Source organism: Pseudomonas sp. KH_017 (assembly GCF_057840285.1).
This window is the reverse complement of record NZ_CM174509.1, coordinates 6,045,190-6,068,686: the sequence shown is the minus strand read 5'-3', so window position 1 is coordinate 6,068,686 and position 23,497 is coordinate 6,045,190. Positions and strand designations below refer to the sequence as shown.

19 protein-coding genes are annotated in these 23,497 nt (G+C 60.8%); 11 read left to right on the top strand and 8 right to left on the bottom strand.

The features are described from left to right. Positions 1–44: 44 nt before the first annotated feature. From AC3IT6_RS27690 to AC3IT6_RS27660, 7 genes are all read left to right on the top strand, one after another. Positions 45–2,306: a heavy metal translocating P-type ATPase gene (locus tag AC3IT6_RS27690; protein ID WP_489353747.1), complete on the top strand. Its 2,262-nt coding sequence runs from the start codon at positions 45–47 to the stop codon at positions 2,304–2,306. Positions 2,307–2,322: 16 nt separating this feature from the next. Continuing rightward, complete coding sequence (locus tag AC3IT6_RS27685) at positions 2,323–3,186, top strand: LysR family transcriptional regulator (protein ID WP_223445229.1); 864 nt, start codon at positions 2,323–2,325, stop codon at positions 3,184–3,186. 228 nt (positions 3,187–3,414) lie between these two features. Further along, positions 3,415–4,491, top strand: coding sequence for a putative 2-aminoethylphosphonate ABC transporter ATP-binding protein (locus AC3IT6_RS27680; protein ID WP_489353746.1), 1,077 nt, complete (start codon positions 3,415–3,417; stop codon positions 4,489–4,491). Further along, a complete protein-coding gene (locus AC3IT6_RS27675; RefSeq protein WP_489353745.1) occupies positions 4,491–6,215 on the top strand; it encodes a putative 2-aminoethylphosphonate ABC transporter permease subunit in 1,725 nt (574 codons plus the stop codon). Before AC3IT6_RS27680 ends, AC3IT6_RS27675 begins: the two co-directional genes overlap by 1 nt. Before the next feature lie 38 nt (positions 6,216–6,253). Further along, the gene (locus tag AC3IT6_RS27670; protein WP_489353744.1) at positions 6,254–7,279 is read left to right on the top strand and encodes a putative 2-aminoethylphosphonate ABC transporter substrate-binding protein; all 1,026 of its coding nucleotides are present in this window, start codon (positions 6,254–6,256) and stop codon (positions 7,277–7,279) included. Between the two features lie 128 nt (positions 7,280–7,407). Further along, entirely contained in the window at positions 7,408–8,541 is a 1,134-nt protein-coding gene (locus AC3IT6_RS27665) for a TIGR03364 family FAD-dependent oxidoreductase (protein ID WP_489353743.1), read from the top strand. Continuing rightward, entirely contained in the window at positions 8,541–9,098 is a 558-nt protein-coding gene (locus AC3IT6_RS27660; protein ID WP_489353742.1) for a phosphonate degradation HD-domain oxygenase, read from the top strand. The genes AC3IT6_RS27665 and AC3IT6_RS27660 overlap by 1 nt, the downstream gene beginning before the upstream one ends. A 153-nt stretch (positions 9,099–9,251) precedes the next feature. Here AC3IT6_RS27660 and AC3IT6_RS27655 read toward each other — a convergent pair whose 3' ends face one another. Next, positions 9,252–10,616, bottom strand: a complete 1,365-nt coding sequence (locus AC3IT6_RS27655) for a GTPase/DUF3482 domain-containing protein (RefSeq protein WP_489353741.1) — start codon at positions 10,614–10,616, stop codon at positions 9,252–9,254. Continuing rightward, entirely contained in the window at positions 10,609–11,979 is a 1,371-nt protein-coding gene (locus AC3IT6_RS27650) for a DUF2868 domain-containing protein (RefSeq protein WP_489353740.1), read from the bottom strand. The genes AC3IT6_RS27655 and AC3IT6_RS27650 overlap by 8 nt, the downstream gene beginning before the upstream one ends. Positions 11,980–12,064: 85 nt before the next feature. On the opposite strand from AC3IT6_RS27650, the gene AC3IT6_RS27645 reads away from it, so the two are divergent. After that, positions 12,065–12,577 carry a dihydrofolate reductase gene (locus AC3IT6_RS27645; protein ID WP_489353739.1) on the top strand — a complete coding sequence of 171 codons (513 nt, stop codon included), beginning with the start codon at positions 12,065–12,067 and terminating at the stop codon, positions 12,575–12,577. Positions 12,578–12,681: 104 nt separating this feature from the next. Here AC3IT6_RS27645 and AC3IT6_RS27640 read toward each other — a convergent pair whose 3' ends face one another. After that, on the bottom strand, positions 12,682–14,073 hold the full coding sequence (locus AC3IT6_RS27640) for an L-cystine transporter (protein ID WP_489353738.1): 1,392 nt from the start codon (positions 14,071–14,073) through the stop codon (positions 12,682–12,684). A 241-nt stretch (positions 14,074–14,314) separates the two neighbouring features. Here AC3IT6_RS27640 and AC3IT6_RS27635 point away from each other — a divergent pair, with 241 nt between their 5' ends. After that, positions 14,315–15,370: an HAD family hydrolase gene (locus AC3IT6_RS27635; RefSeq protein ID WP_489353737.1), complete on the top strand. Its 1,056-nt coding sequence runs from the start codon at positions 14,315–14,317 to the stop codon at positions 15,368–15,370. Between the two features lie 173 nt (positions 15,371–15,543). Here the strand turns inward: AC3IT6_RS27635 and ilvD are convergent, their stop codons facing one another. The 4 genes from ilvD to AC3IT6_RS27615 all read right to left on the bottom strand — a co-directional run bounded on the left by ilvD (position 15,544) and on the right by AC3IT6_RS27615 (position 21,018). Beyond that, the gene (ilvD, locus tag AC3IT6_RS27630) at positions 15,544–17,385 is read right to left on the bottom strand and encodes a dihydroxy-acid dehydratase (protein ID WP_489353736.1); all 1,842 of its coding nucleotides are present in this window, start codon (positions 17,383–17,385) and stop codon (positions 15,544–15,546) included. Between the two features lie 354 nt (positions 17,386–17,739). Beyond that, a complete protein-coding gene (locus AC3IT6_RS27625; protein WP_489353735.1) occupies positions 17,740–18,198 on the bottom strand; it encodes an REP-associated tyrosine transposase in 459 nt (152 codons plus the stop codon). A gap of 192 nt (positions 18,199–18,390) precedes the next feature. Beyond that, the gene (locus tag AC3IT6_RS27620; RefSeq protein WP_489353734.1) at positions 18,391–19,587 is read right to left on the bottom strand and encodes an MFS transporter; all 1,197 of its coding nucleotides are present in this window, start codon (positions 19,585–19,587) and stop codon (positions 18,391–18,393) included. 234 nt (positions 19,588–19,821) lie between these two features. Then, positions 19,822–21,018 carry a class I SAM-dependent rRNA methyltransferase gene (locus AC3IT6_RS27615; protein ID WP_046039197.1) on the bottom strand — a complete coding sequence of 399 codons (1,197 nt, stop codon included), beginning with the start codon at positions 21,016–21,018 and terminating at the stop codon, positions 19,822–19,824. Between the two features lie 153 nt (positions 21,019–21,171). Here AC3IT6_RS27615 and AC3IT6_RS27610 point away from each other — a divergent pair, with 153 nt between their 5' ends. Next, the gene (locus AC3IT6_RS27610) at positions 21,172–22,041 is read left to right on the top strand and encodes an HDOD domain-containing protein (protein WP_489353733.1); all 870 of its coding nucleotides are present in this window, start codon (positions 21,172–21,174) and stop codon (positions 22,039–22,041) included. 42 nt (positions 22,042–22,083) lie between these two features. Continuing rightward, positions 22,084–22,896: a bifunctional DNA-formamidopyrimidine glycosylase/DNA-(apurinic or apyrimidinic site) lyase gene (gene mutM / locus AC3IT6_RS27605; protein ID WP_489353732.1), complete on the top strand. Its 813-nt coding sequence runs from the start codon at positions 22,084–22,086 to the stop codon at positions 22,894–22,896. A gap of 144 nt (positions 22,897–23,040) precedes the next feature. On the opposite strand, the gene AC3IT6_RS27600 is transcribed toward mutM, so the two are convergent. Next, positions 23,041–23,292, bottom strand: a complete 252-nt coding sequence (locus AC3IT6_RS27600; protein ID WP_003195146.1) for a YfhL family 4Fe-4S dicluster ferredoxin — start codon at positions 23,290–23,292, stop codon at positions 23,041–23,043. Positions 23,293–23,497 lie beyond the last annotated feature (205 nt).

The following is a 23,497-nucleotide window of genomic DNA, read 5'->3' as shown; positions in this document are numbered from 1 at the left end:
ACAGGGTCTTTACTTGGCAACAGGCACTCCTATGGACGTAACCAATGAGCGATTCCCTGCATTCCCGCAAACCCGGGGCTGAACACGAGCACAACCACAAGCTCAAACCCGTGCAAAAACATGACCACGGCGATCATGGCGACGCCTGTTGCTCATCTAAAGCGGCAGCGCCTGCGCTGGTAAAACTGAGCGAATCGCCGACGATTGGCGCTAGGCTGAGTAGTTTCCGTATCGAGGCAATGGACTGCCCGACCGAGCAGACACTTATTCAAAACAAGCTAAGTAAACTGACCGGGGTGCAGCAGCTGGAGTTCAATCTGATTAATCGGGTGCTCGGCGTGACCCACGATTTTCCCGGAGTCGAGCCGATCGTCGAGGCCATCAAGTCCTTGGGCATGCAGGCCGAACCGCTGGACCAGGGTGCTGAAGCCCCGACGCCGGCGCCTCGGAAAAAGCCGTGGTGGCCCTTGGCGCTGTCCGGTGTTGGTGCATTGCTGGCAGAAGTTATCCACTTCACCGGTTTCGCGCCGAACTGGGTGGTGGCGGTTATCGCGCTGGTCTCGATCCTCAGTGGTGGCCTCGGCACTTACAAAAAAGGCTGGATCGCCCTTAAAAACCGCAACCTGAACATCAATGCCCTGATGAGCATTGCCGTGACCGGCGCAGTGCTGATCGGCCAGTGGCCGGAAGCGGCGATGGTGATGTTCCTGTTCACCGTGGCCGAGTTGATCGAAGCCAAATCCCTAGACCGTGCGCGTAACGCCATCGGCGGCCTGATGCAGATGACCCCGGACACGGCCACGGTGTTGCAGGCTGACGGGAGCTGGCTTGAGCAGGATGTCAAAAGCATTGGGCTCGGCGCGCGGGTACGGGTCCGTCCCGGTGAGCGTATCGGCCTGGACGGTGAAGTGCTGTCCGGTCGCTCGACCATCGACCAGGCGCCAATCACCGGTGAAAGTTTGCCGGTAGAAAAGACCCTCGGCGACAAAGTCTTCGCCGGGACCATCAATCAGGCCGGTTCCCTGGAGTACGCGGTGACCGCCGCGGCGGATAACTCGACCCTGGCCCGCATCATCCACGCCGTCGAGCAGGCTCAGGGCGCGCGGGCGCCGACCCAGCGTTTCGTCGACAGCTTCTCGAAAATCTACACCCCGGCAGTGTTCATCCTGGCCTTGGCCGTGGCGGTGATCCCGCCAATGTTCATGGGCGAGTTGTGGTTCGACTGGATCTACCGGGCGCTGGTGCTGCTGGTGGTGGCCTGCCCGTGTGCGCTGGTGATTTCCACGCCGGTGACCATCGTCAGCGGCCTCGCGGCGGCGGCGCGCAAAGGCATATTGGTCAAGGGCGGCGTTTATCTGGAGGGCGGTTACAAGCTCGACTATCTGGCCCTGGACAAGACCGGCACCATCACCCACGGCAAGCCGGTGCAGACCGATTACCTGTCGCTGGCCCCGACCGCCGACGACGCGGCACCTGCCATTGCTGCCGCGCTGGCCGGGCGCTCGGATCACCCGGTTTCCCTGGCCATCGCCAAAGCGGCTGTGGATAACCAGACCGTCTCATTGATTGTGGATAACTTCGAAGCGCTGGGCGGGCGCGGTGTGCGCGGCGAGATCAACGGCCAGCTCTACCATTTGGGCAACCATCGACTGGTAGAGGATCTGGGCCTGTGTTCGCCGGCGCTGGAAGAAAAGCTGTTTGCCCTGGAAAAACAGGGCAAGTCGGTGGTGCTGCTGCTTGATTCGTCTGGCCCATTGGCGCTGTTCGCCGTCGCCGATACGGTAAAAGTGTCCAGCCGCGAAGCCATCCTGCAGCTGCATGACCTGGGCATCAAAACCCTGATGCTCACTGGCGATAACGTCCACACCGCCCAGGCCATTGCTGCGCAGGTCGGTATCGACGAGGCCAAGGGCGACCTGTTGCCGGGCGACAAATTGCAGGCCATCGAGGCTCTTTATGCCCAGGGGCATCGGGTCGGCATGGTCGGCGATGGCATCAACGACGCCCCGGCGCTGGCGCGTTCCGAGATCGGTTTCGCCATGGCCGCCGCAGGCACCGATACCGCTATCGAAACCGCCGATGTCGCCCTGATGGACGACGATCTGCGCAAAATCCCGGCATTCATTCGCCTGTCGCGGCAGACATCGAGCATCCTCAAACAGAACATCGCCCTGGCTTTGGTCATCAAGGCGATCTTTCTTGGGGTAACCTTCGCCGGGGTCGCTACCATGTGGATGGCAGTGTTCGCCGACATGGGCGTGAGTCTGCTGGTGGTGTTCAACGGTTTGCGCCTGCTGCGCAAGTAAAGGATGAGGGACGGTTGTGCTGAGTGCGGAGCTGAAGGCGTTTTACATGGTGGCCCGCCTGGGCAGCATTACCCAGGCTGCCAAAAAGCTCGGCCTGAGCCAGCCGACGGTGACGACGCAGATCCGCAACCTCGAAAGTCAGTACTCGGTCGAGCTGTTCTACCGTGGCGGCCGGCGTCTCAGCGTCAGCGAGGAGGGCGCGCGGCTGCTGCCGATGGTCAAGGTGCTGATGCAGCAGGAAGCCGACATCGAGTTTTTCCTGCGTAACTGCGGTCAGGTCCAGGGCACATTGCGTATTGCCGCTACGGCGCCGTATTACATCCTCGATCTGGTGAAAACCTTCCGCGAGCGCCTGCCGCAGGTTGAGGTGTCGGTGGAAATCGGCAACTCCCAACAGGTGCTTGAAGCGCTGGAAGATTACCGGGTCGATGTCGCGGCGTCGTCGCAGTTGCTCGATGACGCGCGACTGGTTCGCCGGGTGCTCGGCAGTGATCCGCTGGTGCTGGCGGTGCATCGCAATCATCCGCTGGCGGTTCATGATCACGTGCCGCTCGGCGCCTTGGCCGGGCACACCCTGCTGATGCGCGAACCGGGCTCGACCACCCGTCGTTTGACCGAAGAGTTGCTGGCCAGCGCCGGCGTGTGTTTCGGTCCGCTGCTGGAAATCGGCAGCCGCGAATCGATCCGCGAAGCGGTGCTGCGCAACATCGGCATCAGCATCATTGCCCGGCAGGAAGTGCCCCATGATCCGCAACTGCGGGTGCTGACCATCGAGAATGCGCCGCAGATTCCCGAATACCTGTATTGCCTCAAGGAGCGTAAAAACGCGCGACTGCCGGCGGCGTTTCTGGGGTTGGCGCAGGAAATGGCTCCGGCCTGAGATTTGTGGTGCTTGTTCTGGCCTCTTCGCGGGCAAGCCCGCTCCCACAGGGGACCGCGATCAACTGTGGGAGCGGGCTTGCTCGCGAAGGCGCCAGATCAAACAACACAGGGCTTGAAGGCTTAACCAAAAATCCCGAATACCACTATCGGCAGTTTTTGCCTTACTGCCACATGACGGACTCATTACAACCCTAGGATGGCCCCATCTGCCAGATGAGGCCCGTCCATGAACAACTCGATCGCAACTGCCCTGACCAACCCCGGCGCACCGATGAAAGTGCGCGGCGTACAGAAACGCTTTGGCGCCTTCACGGCGCTGGATAACGTTTCCCTCGACGTAGCGGCCGGTGAACTGGTGTGTCTGCTGGGGCCGTCGGGCTGTGGCAAAACTACCTTGCTGCGCTGCATCGCCGGTCTGGAGAAGCAGGACAGCGGCGAGTTGTACCTGGGTGATCGCGACGTTTCCCACCTGGCGCCCCAGGCGCGGGACTACGGCATTCTGTTCCAGTCCTACGCGTTGTTTCCCAATCTCACCGTCGAAGCGAACATTGCCTACGGCCTCGCCGGCAGCAGTCGCGACGAGGTGCGCCGTCGTGTCGGCCAGATGCTGGAACTGGTCGGCCTGACCGGCAGCGAGAAAAAATACCCGGGCCAGTTGTCCGGCGGTCAACAGCAACGTGTGGCACTGGCTCGCGCCCTGGCACCGGCACCTTCGCTGTTGTTGCTGGACGAACCGATGTCGGCCCTCGATGCCCGGGTGCGCGAGCATCTGTGCACCGAATTGCGCCAACTGCAACGCAACCTCGGCATCACCACCCTGATGGTCACCCACAATCAGGACGAGGCCATGCTGATGGCCGACCGCATCGCCGTGATGAACAATGGCAAGGTCGAGCAATACGCCACACCGCAGGAAATCTACAACCGCCCGGCCACACCATTCGTGGCGGAGTTCGTCGGCCAGGGTAACTGGCTACCCTTCCAGCGCAGCAGCGACAGCCACGCCCAGGTCGGTGGAATGAGCATGCGTCTGGCCGATGGCGGCGCCAAGACCGCGTCCGGCCGTTTGTTCTGCCGTCCGGAAGCGATCAACGTCAACCCGCTGGTGCACGAGGAAAACCTGTTCCCGGCCAAGGTTCGTGAAATCACCTTCCTCGGCAACCGCTGCCGCATGAGCTTCGAACTCGATCAATTGCCGGGCCATGCGCTGCTGGCCGAACTGGCACCGGAAGCCATGCCGCGCCTTGGCGCCCAGCAGATCATGGTCGCCTTGCCGCCGCGCAGCCTGCAGGTGTTTGCCTGATGAGCGCGAACATCGCGCTGCCGCTGCCGCACAAGCAGGTTCGACAAACCACCCGCGCCGAGGTCGGTGACCGGTTGTTCGTGGTCGGCGGCAAAGTCCTCATGCTGGTGTTGTTGGGTGTTGCCGTATTGATGCCGTTGCTGGCGATTTTCTGGCGCGGCTTCAGCGCCGAAGCCGGGCAGGGTGGTGGCTGGGTCGCAGCGAAAGAACTGGTGACCAGCGAAAACTTCCATTGGTTGCTCGGTAACAGCCTGAAGGTTTCCCTCAGCGTCGCGGCCATTGTCGTACCGCTGGCTTACCTGTTTGCCTACGCGCTGCAACGCACCTTGATTCCGGCCAAAGGCATCTGGCGTGGCATTTCGCTGCTGCCATTGATGGCGCCATCGATGCTGCCCGGCATCGCGCTGGTTTATCTGTTCGGCAACCAGGGCATGCTGCGTGGCCTGCTCTCGGACAACATCTACGGCTTCTGGGGCATTGTGCTTGGTGAAGTCATCTACACCTTCCCGCACGCCTTGATGATTCTTCTGTCGGCCCTGTCCCTGGCCGATGCACGACTGTTCGACGCGGCCTCCAGCATGGGCGCGAGTCCTGCAAAAGCCTTCCGCAGCATCACCTGGCCGGCGACCCGTCAGGCCGTGTTCGCTGCATTCTGTCTGGTGTTCACCCTGACTATCACTGACTTCGGTGTGCCGGTGGTGGTCGGTGGCGACTATCAGGTGTTGGCGCTGGAAGCCTACAAGGCGGTGGTCGGCCAGCAACAGTTCGGTCGTGGTGCGTTGATCGGCATGGTGCTGTTGCTGCCAGCGCTGTTCAGTTTCGGGGTCGATGCCTGGTTGCGTCGTCGTCACGGTGACTCCATGAGCGGTCGCGCCCAGGTGTTCAAACCCGCGCCTTCGAAGCTGCGCGACAGCTGCTACCTGGCCATCGTCCTGCTGATCTGCGCCGCGCTGCTGCTGGTGTTCGGCATGGCGGTGTTCTCGTCCCTGGTGAAGTTCTGGCCGTACAACCTGTCGCTGTCGCTTAACCATTATCAGTTCAACGAAACCGCCGGCGGTGGCTGGCTGGCCTACGGCAACAGCCTGAAGATGGCCCTGGGCACGGCGTTGATCGGCAGCATTCTGATCTTCACTGGCGCCTACCTGATGGAAAAAACCAAGGACCAGCGCGGCTTGAATCTGACGCTGCGCATGCTCAGTTTCGTACCGATGGCGGTGCCGGGCCTGGTACTGGGGTTGGGTTACGTCTTCTTCTTCAACCTCACCGGCAACCCGCTGCACGTGCTGTACGGGACCATGACCCTGCTGATCGTCTGCACTATTGCGCACTATTTGACCACCGCACAAATGACCGCCACCACCGCGCTGCGTCAACTCGATGCCGAGTTCGAAGCCGCCGCGCTGTCGCTCAAGGCGCCGCTGTACCGCCATTACCTGCGTGTCACCGTGCCGATCTGCCTGCCGGCGCTGCTGGACATCGTGCGCTACCTGTTCGTCTCGGCCATGACCACCGTTTCGGCGGCGATCTTCCTCTACAGCCCCGACACCATCCTCGCGGCGGTGGCGGTGCTGAACATGGATGACGCCGGCAACGTCGGCGGTGCGGCAGCGATGTCGACCCTGATCCTGATTACCTCGGCGGGCGTGTCCTTGCTGCTGGCCTGGGCCTCGCGCGGTTTGCTGCGCCGTTCCCAGGCCTGGCGGCAGACCGCGCCCGGTCAATGAATCTGCACAACCCCTCAACTCAAAAACAGGAAAAGATCATGTTCAAGCCTATGGCCCTGGCCGCTGCTGTCCTTACCGCTTTCAGCCTGAACGCCTTTGCGGCGAAAACCGAGTTGACGGTGTACACCGCCCTCGAAGCCGAACAACTGAAGACCTACAAAGAAGCTTTCGAAAAGGCCAACCCGGACGTCGAAATCAAATGGGTGCGTGATTCCACCGGCATCATCACCGCCAAACTGCTGGCCGAAAAAGCCCGTCCGCAGGCTGACGCCGTGTGGGGCCTGGCCGCTTCGAGCCTGGCGATTCTCGATCAGCAAGGCATGCTGCAAAGCTACGCACCGAAAGACCTGGGCAAGATCGGCGCCAACTATCGCGACGCTGCAAACCCGCCAGCCTGGGTCGGCATGGACGTCTGGGCCGCGACCATCTGCTTCAACACCGTCGAAGCCGAGAAGCAGGGCCTGACCAAGCCGGTGAGCTGGCAGGACCTGACCAAGCCTGAGTACAAGGGCAAGATCGTCATGCCGAATCCGGCCTCGTCCGGCACTGGTTTCCTCGATGTCAGCGCCTGGCTGCAAACCTTCGGCGAGAAGCAGGGTTGGGCCTACATGGACGGCTTGCACCAGAACATCGGCCAGTACGTTCACTCCGGTTCCAAGCCTTGCAAACTGGCGGCGGCTGGGGAATTCCCGATCGGTATTTCCTTTGAGTACCCGGCCGTTCAGCTGAAGCGCCAGGGCGCGCCGCTGGACATCATCCTGCCGAAGGAAGGTTTGGGCTGGGAGATCGAAGCGACTGCGGTGATCAAGGGCACTGCCCATGAAGAAGCGGCGAAGAAACTGGCTGACTTCTCCGCCAGCCCCGAGGCGATGGAGCTCTACAAAGAAAACTTCGCCGTGCTCGCCCAGCCTGGCATCGCCAAGCCGCAGACCGAACTGCCGGCCGACTACGAACAGCGCCTGATCAAGAACGACTTTGCCTGGGCCTCGAAAAACCGCGACCAGATCCTGACCGAATGGCGCAAGCGCTATGACGGCAAGTCCGAGAAAGTGGCGGCCAAGTAAGATCTTTATCGACTGACAGGGCCCCATCGCGAGCAAGCTCGCTCCCACAGGGGATGTGCGTCGAACACAAAACCAATGTGGGAGCGAGCTTGCTCGCGATAGCGGATTCAAATTCAGGGCATCTCTAGATGACACAACACAACGACATGCTGATCGTCGGCGCCGGCATCCTGGGTTTGTCCCACGCGTATGCCGCCGCCAAGCGCGGTCTGAAGGTCACGGTTTTCGAGCGCAGCGAAACGCCTGTTGGCGCTTCGGTGCGTAACTTCGGCCAGGCACTGGTCACCGGCCAACCACCGGGACCGATGCTGGAACTCGCCCGCGCCAGTCGCGCAATCTGGGGCGATTGGGCGCAGCTCGCCGGCCTGCAACTCAAGCGCAATGGCTCGTACCTGTTCGCCCGCACCGAAGCGCAAGAGCAACTGCTGGAAGCCTTCTGCGAGGGCCGCGCCGTCGAACACGGTTACCGTGTCGACCTGCTGCGCGGCGCCGCGCTGCGCGATTTGTACGGCGGCCAGTTCCGCCATCACCGCGCGGCCTTGCATGGCATGGACGACCAGCAACTGTATTCCCGCGAAGCGATTCCGGCGCTGATCGACTTCCTGCGCCGCGATCTGGGCGTCAAGTTTCACTTCTCCACCCTGGTGCGCGATATCGAGCCGGGTCACCTGCACAGCACCGCCGGCAGCTTCAGTGCCGAGCAGATCATCGTCTGCTCCGGCCACGATTATCAGACGTTGCTGGCCGAACAGATCGCCGAACTGGAGCCGCAAATCTGCCGCCTGCAAATGCTCCGTGCCCGCCCGCAAATCAACCTCAACCTGCAACACGCGTTGCTGACCGGATTGAGTTGCGTGCACTACGGCGCCTTCGCCGACTTGCCGGAGGCCGCGGCGGTACAGGCAGAAATCCTGAATTACGCGCCGCATCTGTATGAAAACGGCATCCACCTGCTGATCAGCCCGACGCCCTATGGCGAGTTGATCATTGGTGATTCGCACCATTACGGCAGCGATCCGTCACCCTTCAATGCCGAGCAGGTCGACGACTGGATGATCGAGCTGGCCGAGCAGACCCTGGGTTGCAAGGTACAAGTGATCGAACGCTGGCAGGGGGTCTATGGTTCACGGGGGCCGGGACCGTTCTCGTTCCTGCGCCCGGCAAAGGGCCTGGGCGTGGCATTGATGCACACCGGTGTCGGCATGAGCGTCGGCCCGGCGATGGCTGAACGAAACATCGCAGCTGTGTTGGGGGAAGTCTGATGGAGCGCAATGAACAAGTTGTCGCCGAAGTATTCGGTTTGTACGAGCGTTTTGGCGACAGCGATTACATCGGTGAACCGGTGTCGCAGATCGAGCACATGTCCCAGGCCGCTGAGCTGGCCATGGCCGAAGGCTTCGACGATGAGGTGATTCTGGCGGCGTTCTTTCACGACATCGGGCATATCTGCACTGAGCGCGCGGAGAACATGGGCGGCTTCGGTGTGGTCAGCCATGAGCGTCTGGGCGCGGATTATCTGCGCCGCGCCGGATTCAGCGAGCGCATGGCGCGGCTGGTCGAATACCACGTGCAGGCCAAGCGTTATCTGACGCTGAAAGAGGCGGGATACTACGAGCGTTTGAGTGAGGCCAGTCGCCGAACCCTGGAATATCAGGGTGGGGTGATGACCGCTGAAGAGGCTGAGGCGTTCGAGCTGGACCCGCTGTGTGCCGTGAGCTTGCGCATGCGTCAGTGGGATGAAATGGCGAAAGAGATGCATGTGTCGGTGATTGATCTGGCGGTGTTGAAGGGCAAAGCGGTGCGTTTGCTGGCGGTGTAAGTCTCGGCACCGAGTGGCTGCCTTCGCGAGCAAGCCCGCTCCCACATTGGATTTGTGTCTGGTCACGGATTGTTGTTCCAGCACAAAACCCTGTGGGAGCGGGCTTGCTCGCGAAGAGGCCAGCGCTGACACCATAAATCATCGGTCAGGCCACTAAAGCTGCAGCGCCAACACCTCAACCTGCTCTTGCCGCTCCGCCTGATTCAATTTGGGATGAGGATTCAACGACGACCACTGCGGATGCGCCCGCGCCTTGTTCAGCACCTCAGGCAGTTTGCCTTCGCGCCAGGTTTTATCCTGTGGCGTGGCCACCTGAATGCTGTCCATCGCCGCATGCCCACGGGCATTGAGCGCTTGCAGCAATTGCCGCTGACGCAGCGCCAACAGGCGCAGCACGTTGTCATCCACCGTCAGTTCGCGCTGGCCCTTGAGCTTGCCGAGCAAGCGGCTGCCATAACTGCGGGCGGTTTGCAGGGCGCCGCCGGCGATAGCCCCGGCCAGCGCCGCGGCGCCGAGGGTGATGCCACCGACCAGCAGATCGACCCCGGCCCCGGCAGCCGCGCCGGCAGCGATTCCGCCACCGACCCGCACGCCCAGTTGTTTCAGGGTTTCCGGATTGAACAAATCATCGCCCCAACGGCCGTCGAGCAGCGGTAAATCACTGGCAGCGGCATCCTGTGGGCGGAAGGCGTAGAGCTTGAGCAGGGCCTCGACACAACGCTGCTCACGCTGGCGTACGGCTTTGCGCAGTTCGTTGATCGCTTGTTGTTCCTGCTCGGCTTCACTGACCACGCTGCGCCGACAAGCTGCGCAATCGATCAGCAATTCGGCAATCAATCGCTCTGCGCTTTGTTGGCGAGCCAGACGCTGGGCTTGTTGATCGGCGATCAGGCGTTCCAGTTGCGGCCGGGCAGATTCTAGCAGCAGGGCGAGACTTTCATAGAGTCGACGCTCGCCATCCTCCGGCGGCGCAACGCTGTCAAAGCGCACCAGGGCATGCAAGCCCAGCCGCGCCAGCGCTTCACGCCATGCCGGCTCGCGGTGGTTGGTGCTGCTGACGAAATTCAGCACCGGCAGCAAGGGTTTGCCGCAACTGGCCAGTACTTCCAGCTCGTCGCGATACTTGGCCAGCACCGGCTCCCGGGCGTCGATCACGTAGAGCCCGGCGTCCGACGCCAGCAACTGGCGCAGCACCTTGGCTTCCTGCTCGAAGCGTTGCCGGGCTTCGCTGCCATCCAGGAAGCGCGCCAGCCGCGCCGGGCCGTCGAGGCGTTCGCCGGGACGCTCCAGGCGTTCGAGGTAGTCGAGCAGGGCGATGGCGTCTTCCAGGCCCGGGGTGTCGTAGAGATCGAGCAAGGGCTCGCCGTCCACCGACAACCGTGCGCCCTCTACGTGTCGTGTGGTGCTGGGACGGTGGGACACCTCGCCGAAACCCACGTCACGGGTAAGGGTGCGCAACAGCGAGGTTTTGCCGACGTTGGTGTGGCCGACGACGGCGAGTTTCAGAGGGTTAGTCATGACCCGTCTCCAGCCAGTTCATCGGCGCACAATCGGCAAAAGGTAGCTCAAGCTGTTGCAGCGCCACGTGCCAGTCGCCCAGGCGTTCGGCGTCCAGCGCTTCACCGGGGGGCGCCTGCAACAACCACACGCGGGTGGCGCTGGCGCTGCGGGCCAGTTCGGCAATCAAGGCCAAACTGCCGCGATCCGGCGAACGCCGTGGATCGCACGCAATGGCCAGGCGTGCCGGGGGAAAGCGGCTCAGTTGTTCGAGGAGTTTGTGCCGCGATTCGCGGCTGTCGAGAATGCCGGCGTTGTTCACGTTTTTCGGCAATTGCGGTGGCCACGGACGGTCGTCGTCCAGCTCGATGGCGACCAATAGAGCACCATCACTTTGTTGTTCGCTGACGCCGCTTTCCACTCGATGCAATTGCTCAGGCGCCGCATCGCTGATGCCGAGACGCTCACTGGTGGGCATCAAGCGTTCGCGCAGTTGCGCATAACCGGGCAGGTTCAAATCCAGACGCAACGCCGTTTGCCCCGTCTTCCAGCGCCACAGGCAAAACAGCGCGAGCAGCAGGCGCGGCAAAACGCCGTAGACCAGCAATACGCCCACCAGCCAGGCGGCCCAGGCCTGGCGGGCACTTTCGATGTTCAGTGCGGCGTCGCCACTGGCGCGGATCATCTCCTCGGTGGGCACGCTGAAACCGAGCAGGGCCGGCAGCGCGCCAAGGGTCTGGGTTACGGCAATAAAGGTGTCGGCACTGAGGATGGTGGTTTCCCAGACGAAGCCGTAGCGTCGGGTTGCCATCAACGTCAGCAGGATCACCAGTGCGCTGAGCATCGCCAGCAACCACAAGCCGTTGACCAGCACGCCGATGGCCCAGCGATTGAGTTTCTGGCGTTGCAGCAACAGCAGCAGGGCGGGGGCCAGTTGCGCGGCTTTGGCGTCCCGGGCGAGCTTTTCGCTAAGCCACAGCCAAAGGCGCCCGAGGCTGGCGCCTTGTTCGCCAGCGAACACCAGGCCCAGGCCCCAGCTCAGCAGCAGTATCAGATTGAGCCCGAGCAGGCTGCCCAAGGCCCAGAACACATTCACCGGGTGCAGGCCGTCGCCCATTGCAGCAAAGGCCAGGCCGGCGCCGCTGATCACCGCCAGCACCGCCATGACGATCAGCGCCAGTCGCGCGCCTTGCAGCCAGTGTTTGAGAGCATCGGCCAGTCCATCGCGTTCGGCCAGCCACAGGGCCCGGCGTTGAATGCGCGACGGCAAATCGCCGCCGGCGCTGCGGGCCAGTCGGTTGGCTTCAAGGTCTTCCAGGGGGCCTGCGTGTTCTTCGCGCAGGCGGATGGTTTCTGTCAGCCAGAGGTTATTCAGTTCAGTCACGCGGCATCCCGTCGCTTAAATGAGCTGTGAGCATAACCGCTGTGGCGCTTATCGGCGAAAGCGAGGCTCTGGTATCCTCGCCGGCATGACTAAATCACTCCCCCTCAGCCTGATCGCAGCCCTCGGTGAAAACCGTGTGATCGGCGTCGACAACAGCATGCCCTGGCACTTGCCGGGGGACTTCAAATATTTCAAGGCCACCACGCTCGGCAAGCCGATCATCATGGGCCGCAAGACCTGGGACTCCCTCGGCCGCCCACTGCCGGGCCGATTGAACATCGTGGTCAGCCGTCAGGTGGATCTGCTGCTCGAAGGCGCGGAGGTTTATCCGTCGCTGGAAGCTGCCGTCGTTCGCGCCGAAGCATGGGCGAAGGAGCAGGGCGTTGATGAGCTGATGCTGATTGGTGGTGCGCAGTTGTATGCGCAAGGGTTGGCGCAGGCTGATCGGTTGTACCTGACTCGCGTGGCGCTGAGCCCGGAAGGGGATGCGTGGTTTCCGGAGTTTGATTTGAACCAGTGGAAACTGGTTTCGAATGTGCCGAATCCGGCCGAAGGCGACAAACCGGCGTACAACTTCGAAGTCTGGGAAAAAGCTTAAAAGCTTCGCGAGCAGGCTCGCTCCCACATTGGATCTGTAATCGACACAAATCCCCTGTGGGAGCGGGCTTGCTCGCGAATAGGCCCGCTCAGTCGCTGAAAGACTTAAGCGTGAGCCAACTCCGAATGCTCATCCGCATCCAGCAATTCTTTATCAGTCTGCTGCATCACCTGACTGGTAATCGCACCCGCCGTCATCGACCCACTGACATTCAACGCCGTACGCCCCATATCAATCAGCGGCTCGACCGAAATCAGCAACGCCACCAGCGAAACCGGCAAGCCCATCGCCGGTAGCACGATCAACGCCGCAAACGTCGCACCACCGCCAACCCCGGCCACACCGGCCGAACTCAGCGTCACAATCGCCACCAGCGTCGCGATCCACAGCGGGTCCAGCGGGTTGATTCCCACGGTCGGCGCCACCATCACCGCCAACATAGCCGGGTACAGACCGGCACAACCGTTCTGGCCAATGGTTGCACCAAACGAAGCGGCGAAACTGGCGATGGACTGCGGGATGCCCAAACGACTGGTCTGCGCTTCGATGCTCAACGGAATCGTCGCAGCGCTGGAACGGCTGGTGAAGGCAAACGTCAGCACCGGCCAGATCTTGCGGAAGAAACGCAGCGGGTTGATCCCGGCGGCCGACACCAGCACGCCATGCACCACGAACATCAGGCCCAGGCCGATGTAGGACACCACCACGAAACTGCCGAGCTTGATGATGTCTTGCAGGTTCGAGCCGGCGACCACTTTGGTCATCAGCGCCAGCACGCCGTACGGGGTCAGCTTCATCACCAGGCGCACCAGGCGCATCACCCAGGCTTGCAGGGTGTCGATGGCGTTGATCACTTTCTGACCTTTCTCGGCATCATCCTTGAGCAATTGCAGCGCCGCGACACCCAGGAACGCCGCGAAAATCACCACGCTGATGATCGACGTCGGCTTGGCTCGCGCCAGATCGGCGAACGGGTTTTGCGGAATGAACGACAGCAACAGCTGCGGCACATTCAGGTCGGCGACCTTGCCGGCGTAGTCGGTCTGGATGGTTTGCAGGCGCGCCATTTCCTGGGTGCCGGCCACCAGGCCTTCGGCGGTCAGGCCGAACAGGTTGGTCAGGCCGATGCCGATCAGGGCCGCGATGGCCGTGGTGAACAGCAGCGTGCCGATGGTCAGGAAGCTGATCTTGCCCAGCGACGAGGCGTTGTGCAGGCGGGCCACGGCGCTGAGGATCGAGGCGAACACCAGCGGGATCACGATCATTTGCAGCAGTTGCACATAACCGTTGCCCACCAGATCGAACCAGCCGATCGAGGCTTTGAGTACCGGGTTGCCGGCACCGTAAACGGTGTGCAAGGCCACGCCGAACGCCACGCCCAGCACCAGGGCGAGCAGGACTTTTTTCGCCAGGCTCCAAGTGGTGTGGCGAGTTTGCGCCAGGCCGAGGAGCAGGGCGAGGAACACCAGCAGATTGAGAATCAGCGGCAGATTCATTGGAACTCCCATTAGACTTTTGCCAACTGCCTTCCGGGGCAGCTGCGAACCGGCAAGCCTAACAGCTTGAAAACTAATGAATTAATATCAAAAACGTATGGTCTCCGTCGTTTTTGGAATAAGCGGATGTCGCTGTCAGAAATGCAACTGGCGCGAAAGGGACGCAGGCGGTCGCTGACAGGCGAGGACTGTCACACTTATTTGTTAGCGTCGATCTCCTTTAAATCAGGGAGATTTGCAAATGAAGTTCGCACCGACGTTTCTCGCGGCAGCACTTTGCCTCGGCCTTTCCGGCCAGGTTCTCGCAACGGATCTGAAACACTGGCCCGCCGATCAGGCCAAGGCACTGGACGCGATGATCGCCGCCAATGCCAACAAAGGTAACTACGCTGTGTTCGACATGGACAACACCAGTTACCGCTACGACCTCGAAGAGTCGTTGCTGCCGTTCATGGAGAACAAGGGCCTGATCACCCGCGACAAGCTCGATCCCTCCCTGAAGCTGATGCCGTTCAAGGACACCGCCGACCACAAGGAAAGCCTGTTCAGCTACTACTACCGCCTCTGTGAACTTGACGACATGGTCTGCTATCCATGGGTCGCCCAGGTGTTCTCCGGCTTTACGCTCAAGGAACTCAAGGGCTACGTCGACGAGATGATGGCGTCGGGCAAACCGGTGCCAGCGACTTATTACGAAGGCGACGTGGTCAAGAAACTCGACGTCAACCCGCCGAAGATCTTCACCGGCCAGCAAGAGCTGTACAACAAGTTGATGGAGAACGGCATCGAGGTCTACGTGATGACCGCCGCCTCCGAAGAACTGGTGCGCATGGTCGCGGCCGATCCGAAGTACGGCTACAACGTCAAGCCGCAGAACGTGATCGGCGTGTCGCTGCTGCTCAAGGACCCGAAGACTGGCGAACTGACCACCGCGCGCAAGCAGGTCACCGCCGGCAAGTATGACGAGAAGGCCAACCTCGGCCTCGAACTGACCCCGTACCTGTGGACCCCGGCAACCTGGATGGCCGGCAAGCACGCGGCGATCCTGACCTACATCGATGAATGGAAAAAACCGGTGCTGGTTGGCGGCGATACCCCGAGCAGCGATGGTTACATGCTGTTCCACAGTGTTGACGTGGCCAAGGGCGGCATCCACCTGTGGGTCAACCGCAAGGACAAGTACATGACCCAGATCAACGGCATGATGGCCAAGAACGCCGCGGCCCAGGCCAAGGAAGGGTTGACGGTGACGGCTGACAAGAACTGGGTGATCGTCAAGCCTGAAGACATCCAGTAAGACGACACTGATCCAATGTGGGAGCGGGCTTGCTCGCGAAAGCGGTCTGTCAGTAGGCATATATATTGACCGACACGACGCTTTCGCGAGCAAGCCCGCTCCCACAGTTGACCGAGTTGATAATAAAAATGCCCCGCACATGGCGGGGCATTTTCATGCTCGACGGTTAAAACTCAGAGCCCGTCGAGCATCGCCTTGTTACGCACAGCACCCTTGTCGGCACTGGTGGCCAGCAGGGCGTAGGCTTTCAGTGCGGTGGTCACTTTGCGTGGACGCACTTCCACCGGTTTCCAGCCTTTCTTGTCCTGCTCGACCCGGCGCGAGGCCAGTTCTTCGTCGCTGACCAACAGGTTGATCGAGCGGTTCGGAATGTCGATCAGCACCTTGTCGCCGTCCTGCACCAGACCAATCGCGCCGCCGGCAGCTGCTTCAGGCGAAGCGTGGCCGATGGACAGGCCCGAGGTGCCGCCGGAGAATCGGCCGTCGGTGAGCAGGGCGCAGGCTTTGCCCAGGCCTTTGGATTTCAGGTACGAAGTCGGGTAGAGCATTTCCTGCATGCCCGGGCCGCCTTTCGGGCCTTCGTAGCGAATGATGACGATGTCGCCTTCCTTCACTTCGTCAGCAAGGATGCCGCGCACGGCGCTGTCCTGGCTTTCGAAGATCTTCGCATTGCCTTCGAACACGTGGATCGATTCGTCGACGCCAGCGGTTTTCACCACGCAGCCGTCCAGGGCGATGTTGCCGTAGAGAACGGCCAGGCCGCCTTCTTGCGAGTACGCGTGCTCGACACTGCGGATGCAGCCGTTTTCACGGTCGTCGTCCAGGGTTTCCCAACGGGTCGACTGGCTGAACGCGGTTTGCGTCGGGATGCCTGCCGGACCGGCCTTGAAGAAGTGGTGCACGGCTTCGTCGGTGGTCTGGGTGATGTCCCACTTGGCGATGGCTTCTTCCATGCTGCGGCTGTGCACGGTCGGCAGCTGGGTGTGCAGCAAGCCGCCACGGGCCAGCGAGCCGAGGATGCTGAAGATCCCGCCGGCGCGGTGCACGTCTTCCATGTGGTACTTCTGGATGTTCGGCGCGACCTTGCACAGTTGCGGCACGTGACGGGACAGACGGTCGATGTCGCGCAGGTCGAAATCGATCTCGGCTTCCTGGGCAGCGGCCAGCAAGTGCAGGATGGTGTTGGTGGAACCGCCCATGGCGATGTCCAGGGTCATGGCGTTTTCGAACGCCTGGAAGTTGGCGATGTTGCGCGGCAATACCGACTCGTCGTTCTCGCCGTAGTAACGCTTGCACAGCTCGACGATGGTGCGGCCGGCCTGCAGGAACAGCTGTTCGCGGTCACTGTGGGTGGCCAGGGTCGAACCGTTGCCCGGCAATGCCAGGCCCAGTGCTTCGACCAGGCAGTTCATCGAATTGGCGGTGAACATGCCGGAGCACGAACCGCAGGTCGGGCAGGCGCTACGCTCGTACTCGGCGACTTTCTCGTCAGAAGCGCTGGAGTCGGCGGCGATCACCATGGCGTCGACCAGGTCGAGGCCGTGGGAGGCGAGTTTGGTCTTGCCGGCTTCCATCGGGCCGCCGGAGACGAAGATCACCGGGATGTTCAGGCGCAGGGACGCCATCAGCATGCCAGGGGTGATCTTGTCGCAGTTGGAAATGCACACGATCGCATCGGCGCAGTGGGCGTTGACCATGTACTCGACGGAGTCGGCGATGATCTCGCGGCTCGGCAGCGAATAGAGCATGCCGTCGTGGCCCATGGCGATGCCGTCATCGACAGCGATGGTGTTGAATTCCTTCGCCACGCCGCCAGCGCGTTCGATCTCGCGGGCGACCAGTTGGCCCAGGTCCTTGAGGTGCACGTGGCCCGGTACGAACTGGGTGAACGAGTTGGCAATGGCGATGATCGGCTTCTTGAAGTCGTCATCTTTCATCCCCGTGGCGCGCCACAGTGCGCGGGCACCGGCCATGTTGCGGCCGTGGGTGGATGTTTTCGAGCGGTAATCAGGCATGAAGCACTCCGGGCGGCTAATCAGGTATCAAAAGGGAAGTGAGCTTCTATTGACGTCTGGAACACTCAGAAATGGCCGCGTGTCCGGAAGTTGCCGATAACTTTGCGGGATCGCCGCGCGCTTCAGCTTGAGCTCATAAACCCGCCGGGGATGACTGGCGATGAATGTTCGCGATTCTACACGGCTGGCGGCTGGAGGGAATGGTTGCAAGCATTCACGAGACGTGTGGAAAGACGCAATCCTGTAGGAGCGAGCCTGCTCGCGATGAACCTGAGAACGCCGCGGGGTGTCAGGATGCCAGCGTTATCGTTGGCGACCATCGCGAGCGAGCTCGCTCCTACGGTGGGCTGCGTTTCAGAGCCAGATGGCGTCCCATAGCGGATATTCGCCGATATGGTCGACTAGCCCTGCTCGCAATGGGTTGGCAACGATATATCGGGCCATCGCTTTCAGATCGTCCTCGCGACGCAACGCCCGGTCAAAATAACCTTTTTGCCATAGCGTCTCGTGACAACCTCTCGCCTTGTTGATAGCGCGGGCGCTTCGAGATTTGGTGGCTTGCATCAGTTTCGGCAAATCACCGCTATGCAACTCGACCAGCCAGTGAAAGTGATCCGGCATGACCACCCAGGCAATAGAGGAGGCTTGGCCGTCCTCAGATGCCTTCCTGAATTCGCTTACCACCACACGACCCATATGCCAGTCCTTGAAGATGGGTTGTCGCTGGTGGGTGACAGCTGTGAGCAAATAAATCCGGCCGGTTTCCGAATAGCGGCCGGTGCGTAAGTGATGGGTATGGGGTGCGTTGGACATTCCTTGGTCCTCTTCTGCGATTGGAAGAGAAACGGTAGGTGAGGAAGGGGAGATAGGTGGTTCGACAGTAGTTCCAGATGTGTCTTATGTCTGTAGGAGCGAGCTTGCTCGCGATGAACCCACAGACAACGCTGGCTACCAGATGCGCTGCGTCATCGTTGAGGTTCTTCGCGAGCAAGCTCGCTCCTACAGTCAGCGCCCGATCCTGGTGTTCGTCAGCAAACCCCAAAGACTGAACACGATGTAGCTGACAGCAATGGTCATCAGCAAATTGTCCCCTGTTTGTGCGAGGGCGGCGCTGCTGACGGCGGCAGTAATGAACATGATGCTGTTGCCTGCGGATGCTGCCGTCCCGGCGCTGTTTGAGAACAGCAACATGGCTGCGGAAATGGCGGCAGGCCGTACCAGGGTGACCGCCAGAGCACTGATCACCATCGGTATGAGCAGGGTGATGGTTGTCATCGCCTCATAGCGGATGATTAACATCAACAACAGGCCGGCGGCACCCAGTAATCCAAGGCCGATGTTGATTTGCACAGAGAGGGAGATATGTTTCTGCACGGTGGTAGCAACGACTCCACCCAGGAAATAGGCGACCCCGTACACCATAAGTACCCATGCGTACTGGTACTCGGACAGTTTCAACTCATCCATGAAAATCAGCGGTGTCACGCTGATCAACGCGAAATAACAAGCGAACACTAACGCGGCTATCCACCAATAGCGGATGAAGTCTTGATTTTCAGCGATGGATTTCAGCGTACGGATGACAGAAACGGGTGTTTTTTCTGGGAGGGCTGCCTTGGAAGGCAGTATCAGTTGGGCATGGATCAGCATGCCGAGCGCCATGAGCGCAAAACCATAAAAACTACCCTGCCAATCGAAAGTGGTTTGTAGCCAAGAGCCTAACAGCGGTGCCAGTGCAACAAAGGAACCGCTCAGCGTCATGTAATAAATGCGCACCCGGGCCCTATCCTGTTCATCGAACAGATCCTCCACCAGTGCATGACCCAGCACAAAAAAACCACACCCGATGGCTTGGACTGCACGAAACGCCAGGAAGCTTGGGAAGTCCGTCGCCAGCGCGCAGCCTATCGAGCCGAGGGTAGAAACAACGATGCAACCAAGAAGAACTTCCTTGCGCCCCCACTTATCTGAAAGCGGGCCGGTTATTAATTGAGAAAACGCAAAAACCAGCGTGAACAGACTGATGGAAAGGGCGATGTCAGCGGTTGAGCTGTCGAACTTCGCGGCCAAGGCAGGAAAAGAAGGCAGGAGGATGTTCAGCGGGAAAAAACTGATTAGCGAGATATTGGTAATCAGGATAAAGCGGGAGACTCGTTGGCGTTTCAGGTCGCCACTTAGAGCTGGGTAAGAGGACTCAGACATTGTTTTTGTTTTCCGGAGTGATCAAGTGTTCATGCTTGAAACCAGAAACCGATACTAGTCTGGGACGCAGGGAGTTCAATCAAAAGCGCTGTAGGAGGCTTCCTGTTTTGATGCCGGGAACCTCTGTAGGAGCGCTCGCTCGCGATGAGCCTGAGAGCGCCGTGGGGCGTCAGGCTGCCAGCGTTATCGTTGACGACCATCGCGAGCGAGCTCGCTCCTACAGTGGTTTGCGTTTTAGCTGTTAGGCAACAACCGGCAAGTAATGCTCTTGATATACCGTGTCTCGGCAATCGCCGGATGCACCGGATGATCCGGACCCTGACCGCCACGTTCCAAGATCTGGATATTGCGATCCAGGTGACGGGCGCTGGTCAGCAGGATGTTCTGCAGGTCATCTTCCGGCAGGTGCATCGAGCACGATGCGCTGACCAGGATGCCGTCCTTGGTGAGCAGGCGCATGGCTTGTTCGTTCAGGCGGCGGTAGGCGCCTTCGCCGTTCTTCATGTCTTTCTTGCGTTTGATGAACGCCGGCGGGTCGGCCACGATGACGTCGAAGCGTTCTTCGCTGGCTTTCAGCTCTTTGAGGGCTTCGAAGACGTCGCCTTCGATGCAGGTCATTTTCTCGGCGAAGCCGTTCAGTGCGGCGTTGCGCTCGACGCCGTCGAGGGCGAAGGCCGAAGCGTCGACGCAGAACACTTCACTGGCGCCGAACGCGGCAGCCTGCACACCCCAGCCGCCGATGTAGCTGTAGAGGTCGAGCACGCGTTTGCCCTTGGCATACGGTGCCAGGCGTGCACGGTTCATGCGGTGGTCGTAGAACCAGCCGGTTTTCTGACCCTGGATGACCGGCGCTTCGAATTTCACGCCGTTCTCTTCCAGCGCAACCCACTCCGGCACCAGGCCGAATACGGTTTCGACGTAGCGGGTGAGGCCTTCGGCATCACGGGCAGCGGAGTCGTTCTTGAACAGGATGCCGCTTGGCTTGAGCACTTGGGTCAGCGCCGCGATCACGTCATCCTTATGTGCTTCCATGGTCGCCGAAGCGATCTGCACCACGAGGATGTCGCCGAAACGGTCGACCACCAGGCCTGGCAGCAGGTCGGAGTCGCCGTAGACCAGGCGATAGAACGGCTTGTCGAACAGGCGATCGCGCAGGGACAGGGCCACGTTCAGGCGATGCACCAGCAGCGACTTGTCCAGCGGCAACTTGATGTCGCGCGACAGCACACGGGCGCAGATCAGGTTGTTCGGGCTCATGGCAACGATGCCCAGCGGCTTGCCACCGGCGGCTTCGAGGATCGCCTGGTCGCCGGCCTTGAAACCGTGCAAAGGCGTAGCGGCTACATCGATTTCGTTGCTGTAGACCCACAAGTGACCGTTGCGCAGACGACGGTCGGCGTTGGCTTTGAGGCGCAGGCTAGGCAGGGACATGTCGTCGCTCCGGAAAAAAGAGCGGGAGTATAGCGTGTTGAGATCCCGGGTTGGCCTGCAAGTGGACATGTGGCGAGGGTTGTCTTGCGATTTGGTATGTCGGATCCAACTTCATAAAGGTTAGAATCACCGTCTGACCCAGAGTGTGCACAAATGTCCCAAGAGCTGACTTCCGAACAGATCCAACAAGCCCTGCAGGGCATCAGCGTACCGGCCCAGCCGCAAATCATGGTGGATTTGCAGATGGAGCAGTACATGCCCGACCCGGATCTGGAAGTCATTGCCAAACTGATCTCCCAGGATCCGGGACTTTCCGGTTCCCTGCTGAAGATCGTCAATTCGCCGTATTATGGGCTGAGCAACAAGATTGCCTCGATCCAGCGCGCGGTAAATCTGCTGGGCAGCCGTTCGGTCATCAACCTGATCAACGCGCAGTCGATCAAGGGCGAGATGAATGACGACACCATTGTCACCCTGAACCGTTTCTGGGACACCGCGCAGGACGTGGCCATGACTTGCCTGACACTGGCCAAGCGCATCGGTGTTGAAAATGGCGATGAAGCCTATGCCCTGGGCCTGTTCCACGACTGCGGCGTGCCCTTGATGCTCCAGCGTTTCCCCGACTACATGGGCGTTCTGGAGCAGGCCTATGCCAACGCCAGCGCCGAATGCCGGGTGGTGGACACGGAGAACCAGGTGTTCAATACCAATCACTCGGTGGTCGGGTATTACACGGCCAAGTCCTGGCGTCTACCGGAACACGTGAGCGCTACGATCGCCAATCACCACAATGCCTTGGCGATATTCAGCGATGAATCTTCGCGCAACAGTTCGTTGAAGAACCTGTTGGCGATCCTGAAGATGGCCGAGCACATTTGCGCGTCGTACCGGGTGCTGGGCAATCAGACCGAAGATCACGAGTGGAACAGCATCGCGCCGCTGGTGCTCGATTATGTCGGCCTCTCAGACTACGACTTCGAGACCCTCAAGCAGACGATCCGCGACCTCGGCACTCATCACTGAGTGTCGGACCTTTCCAGGCCATGCGCCTGAGCCGAGAGCACCATGCCTGAATTGCCAGAAGTCGAAACCACCCGTCGCGGCATCGCGCCGTACCTGGAAGGCCAGCGCGTCAGCCGAGTGATCGTGCGTGACCGGCGCTTGCGCTGGCCAATTCCCGAAGACCTCGATGTGCGGTTGTCCGGGCAGCGCATCATACTGGTGGAGCGGCGCGCCAAGTACCTGCTGATCAATGCCGAAGTCGGCACCTTGATCAGCCACTTGGGCATGTCAGGCAATTTGCGGCTGGTGGAGGCCGGGCTGCCGGCGGCCAAGCATGAGCATGTGGACATCGAACTGGAGTCGGGCCTGGCATTGCGTTACACCGACCCGCGGCGCTTCGGCGCAATGCTCTGGAGCCTTGACCCGCTCAATCACGAATTGCTGATTCGCCTGGGGCCGGAACCGCTGACCGACCTGTTCGATGGCGAGCGCCTGTTCCAGCAGTCCCGTGGCCGCTCGATGGCGGTCAAGCCGTTCATCATGGATAACGCGGTGGTGGTGGGCGTGGGCAATATCTACGCGACCGAAGCGTTGTTCGCCGCCGGGATCGACCCGCGCCGCGAAGCCAAGAGCATTTCCCGTGCGCGTTACTTGAAGCTGGCCATCGAGATCAAGCGCATCCTGGCGGCCGCCATCGAGCGCGGCGGTACCACGCTGCGGGACTTTATCGGTGGCGACGGTCAGCCTGGTTATTTCCAGCAGGAACTGTTCGTGTACGGCCGTGGCGGTGAACACTGCAAGGTCTGTGGCACGGGGCTGCGGGAAGTGAAGCTCGGGCAGCGCGCCAGCGTTTTTTGCCCGCGTTGTCAGAGCTGATACGCGCGACAATCCGTTAGAGATTCGGCGTGGCTGATGGCCTCATCGCGAGCAAGCTCGCTCCCACACTGGATCTGCGTCGTTCACAAAACCCCTGTGGGAGCGGGCTTGCTCGCGAATGCGGTCTGACAGGCGCCGAATGGCTTAAGCCTTACCGGTAATTTTCCGGTACTTCTCCATCAACTGCTCTTCAGTCTCCGGATGAGCTTCGTCCAGTGGAATGCAATCCACCGGGCAGACCTGCTGGCACTGCGGTTCATCGTAGTGGCCGACACACTGGGTGCACAGGTTCGGGTCGATCACGTAGATCTCTTCGCCTTGGGAAATGGCGGCGTTCGGGCACTCGGGTTCGCAGACGTCGCAGTTGATGCAATCGTCGGTGATGATCAGGGACATGCTAACTCCAGCCGGGGCGGCAAGCCCGGGCGCAATAAACCAATGCACACAATTGTGCCGCATTGGCGCCTGCGTTGCACGCAGGTGCGACGTACTGTAGGAGCCAGCCTGCTGGCGATGAACTCGAGAACGCCGCGGGGTGTCAGGTTTCCCGCGTTATCGTTGACGTCCATCGCGAGCAGGCTCGCTCCTACAGTTTGCGGGG

Coding starts and splice junctions, on each gene's coding strand:
- AC3IT6_RS27690 (WP_489353747.1), top strand. CDS start 45: ATGAGCGATTCCCTGCATTCCCGCAAACCCGGGGCTGAACACGAGCAC.
- AC3IT6_RS27680 (WP_489353746.1), top strand. CDS start 3,415: ATGAACAACTCGATCGCAACTGCCCTGACCAACCCCGGCGCACCGATG.
- AC3IT6_RS27675 (WP_489353745.1), top strand. CDS start 4,491: ATGAGCGCGAACATCGCGCTGCCGCTGCCGCACAAGCAGGTTCGACAA.
- AC3IT6_RS27670 (WP_489353744.1), top strand. CDS start 6,254: ATGTTCAAGCCTATGGCCCTGGCCGCTGCTGTCCTTACCGCTTTCAGC.
- AC3IT6_RS27665 (WP_489353743.1), top strand. CDS start 7,408: ATGACACAACACAACGACATGCTGATCGTCGGCGCCGGCATCCTGGGT.
- AC3IT6_RS27660 (WP_489353742.1), top strand. CDS start 8,541: ATGGAGCGCAATGAACAAGTTGTCGCCGAAGTATTCGGTTTGTACGAG.
- AC3IT6_RS27655 (WP_489353741.1), bottom strand. CDS start 10,616: ATGACTAACCCTCTGAAACTCGCCGTCGTCGGCCACACCAACGTCGGC.
- AC3IT6_RS27645 (WP_489353739.1), top strand. CDS start 12,065: ATGACTAAATCACTCCCCCTCAGCCTGATCGCAGCCCTCGGTGAAAAC.
- AC3IT6_RS27640 (WP_489353738.1), bottom strand. CDS start 14,073: ATGAATCTGCCGCTGATTCTCAATCTGCTGGTGTTCCTCGCCCTGCTC.
- AC3IT6_RS27635 (WP_489353737.1), top strand. CDS start 14,315: ATGAAGTTCGCACCGACGTTTCTCGCGGCAGCACTTTGCCTCGGCCTT.
- ilvD (WP_489353736.1), bottom strand. CDS start 17,385: ATGCCTGATTACCGCTCGAAAACATCCACCCACGGCCGCAACATGGCC.
- AC3IT6_RS27625 (WP_489353735.1), bottom strand. CDS start 18,198: ATGTCCAACGCACCCCATACCCATCACTTACGCACCGGCCGCTATTCG.
- AC3IT6_RS27620 (WP_489353734.1), bottom strand. CDS start 19,587: ATGTCTGAGTCCTCTTACCCAGCTCTAAGTGGCGACCTGAAACGCCAA.
- AC3IT6_RS27615 (WP_046039197.1), bottom strand. CDS start 21,018: ATGTCCCTGCCTAGCCTGCGCCTCAAAGCCAACGCCGACCGTCGTCTG.
- AC3IT6_RS27610 (WP_489353733.1), top strand. CDS start 21,172: ATGTCCCAAGAGCTGACTTCCGAACAGATCCAACAAGCCCTGCAGGGC.
- mutM (WP_489353732.1), top strand. CDS start 22,084: ATGCCTGAATTGCCAGAAGTCGAAACCACCCGTCGCGGCATCGCGCCG.
- AC3IT6_RS27600 (WP_003195146.1), bottom strand. CDS start 23,292: ATGTCCCTGATCATCACCGACGATTGCATCAACTGCGACGTCTGCGAA.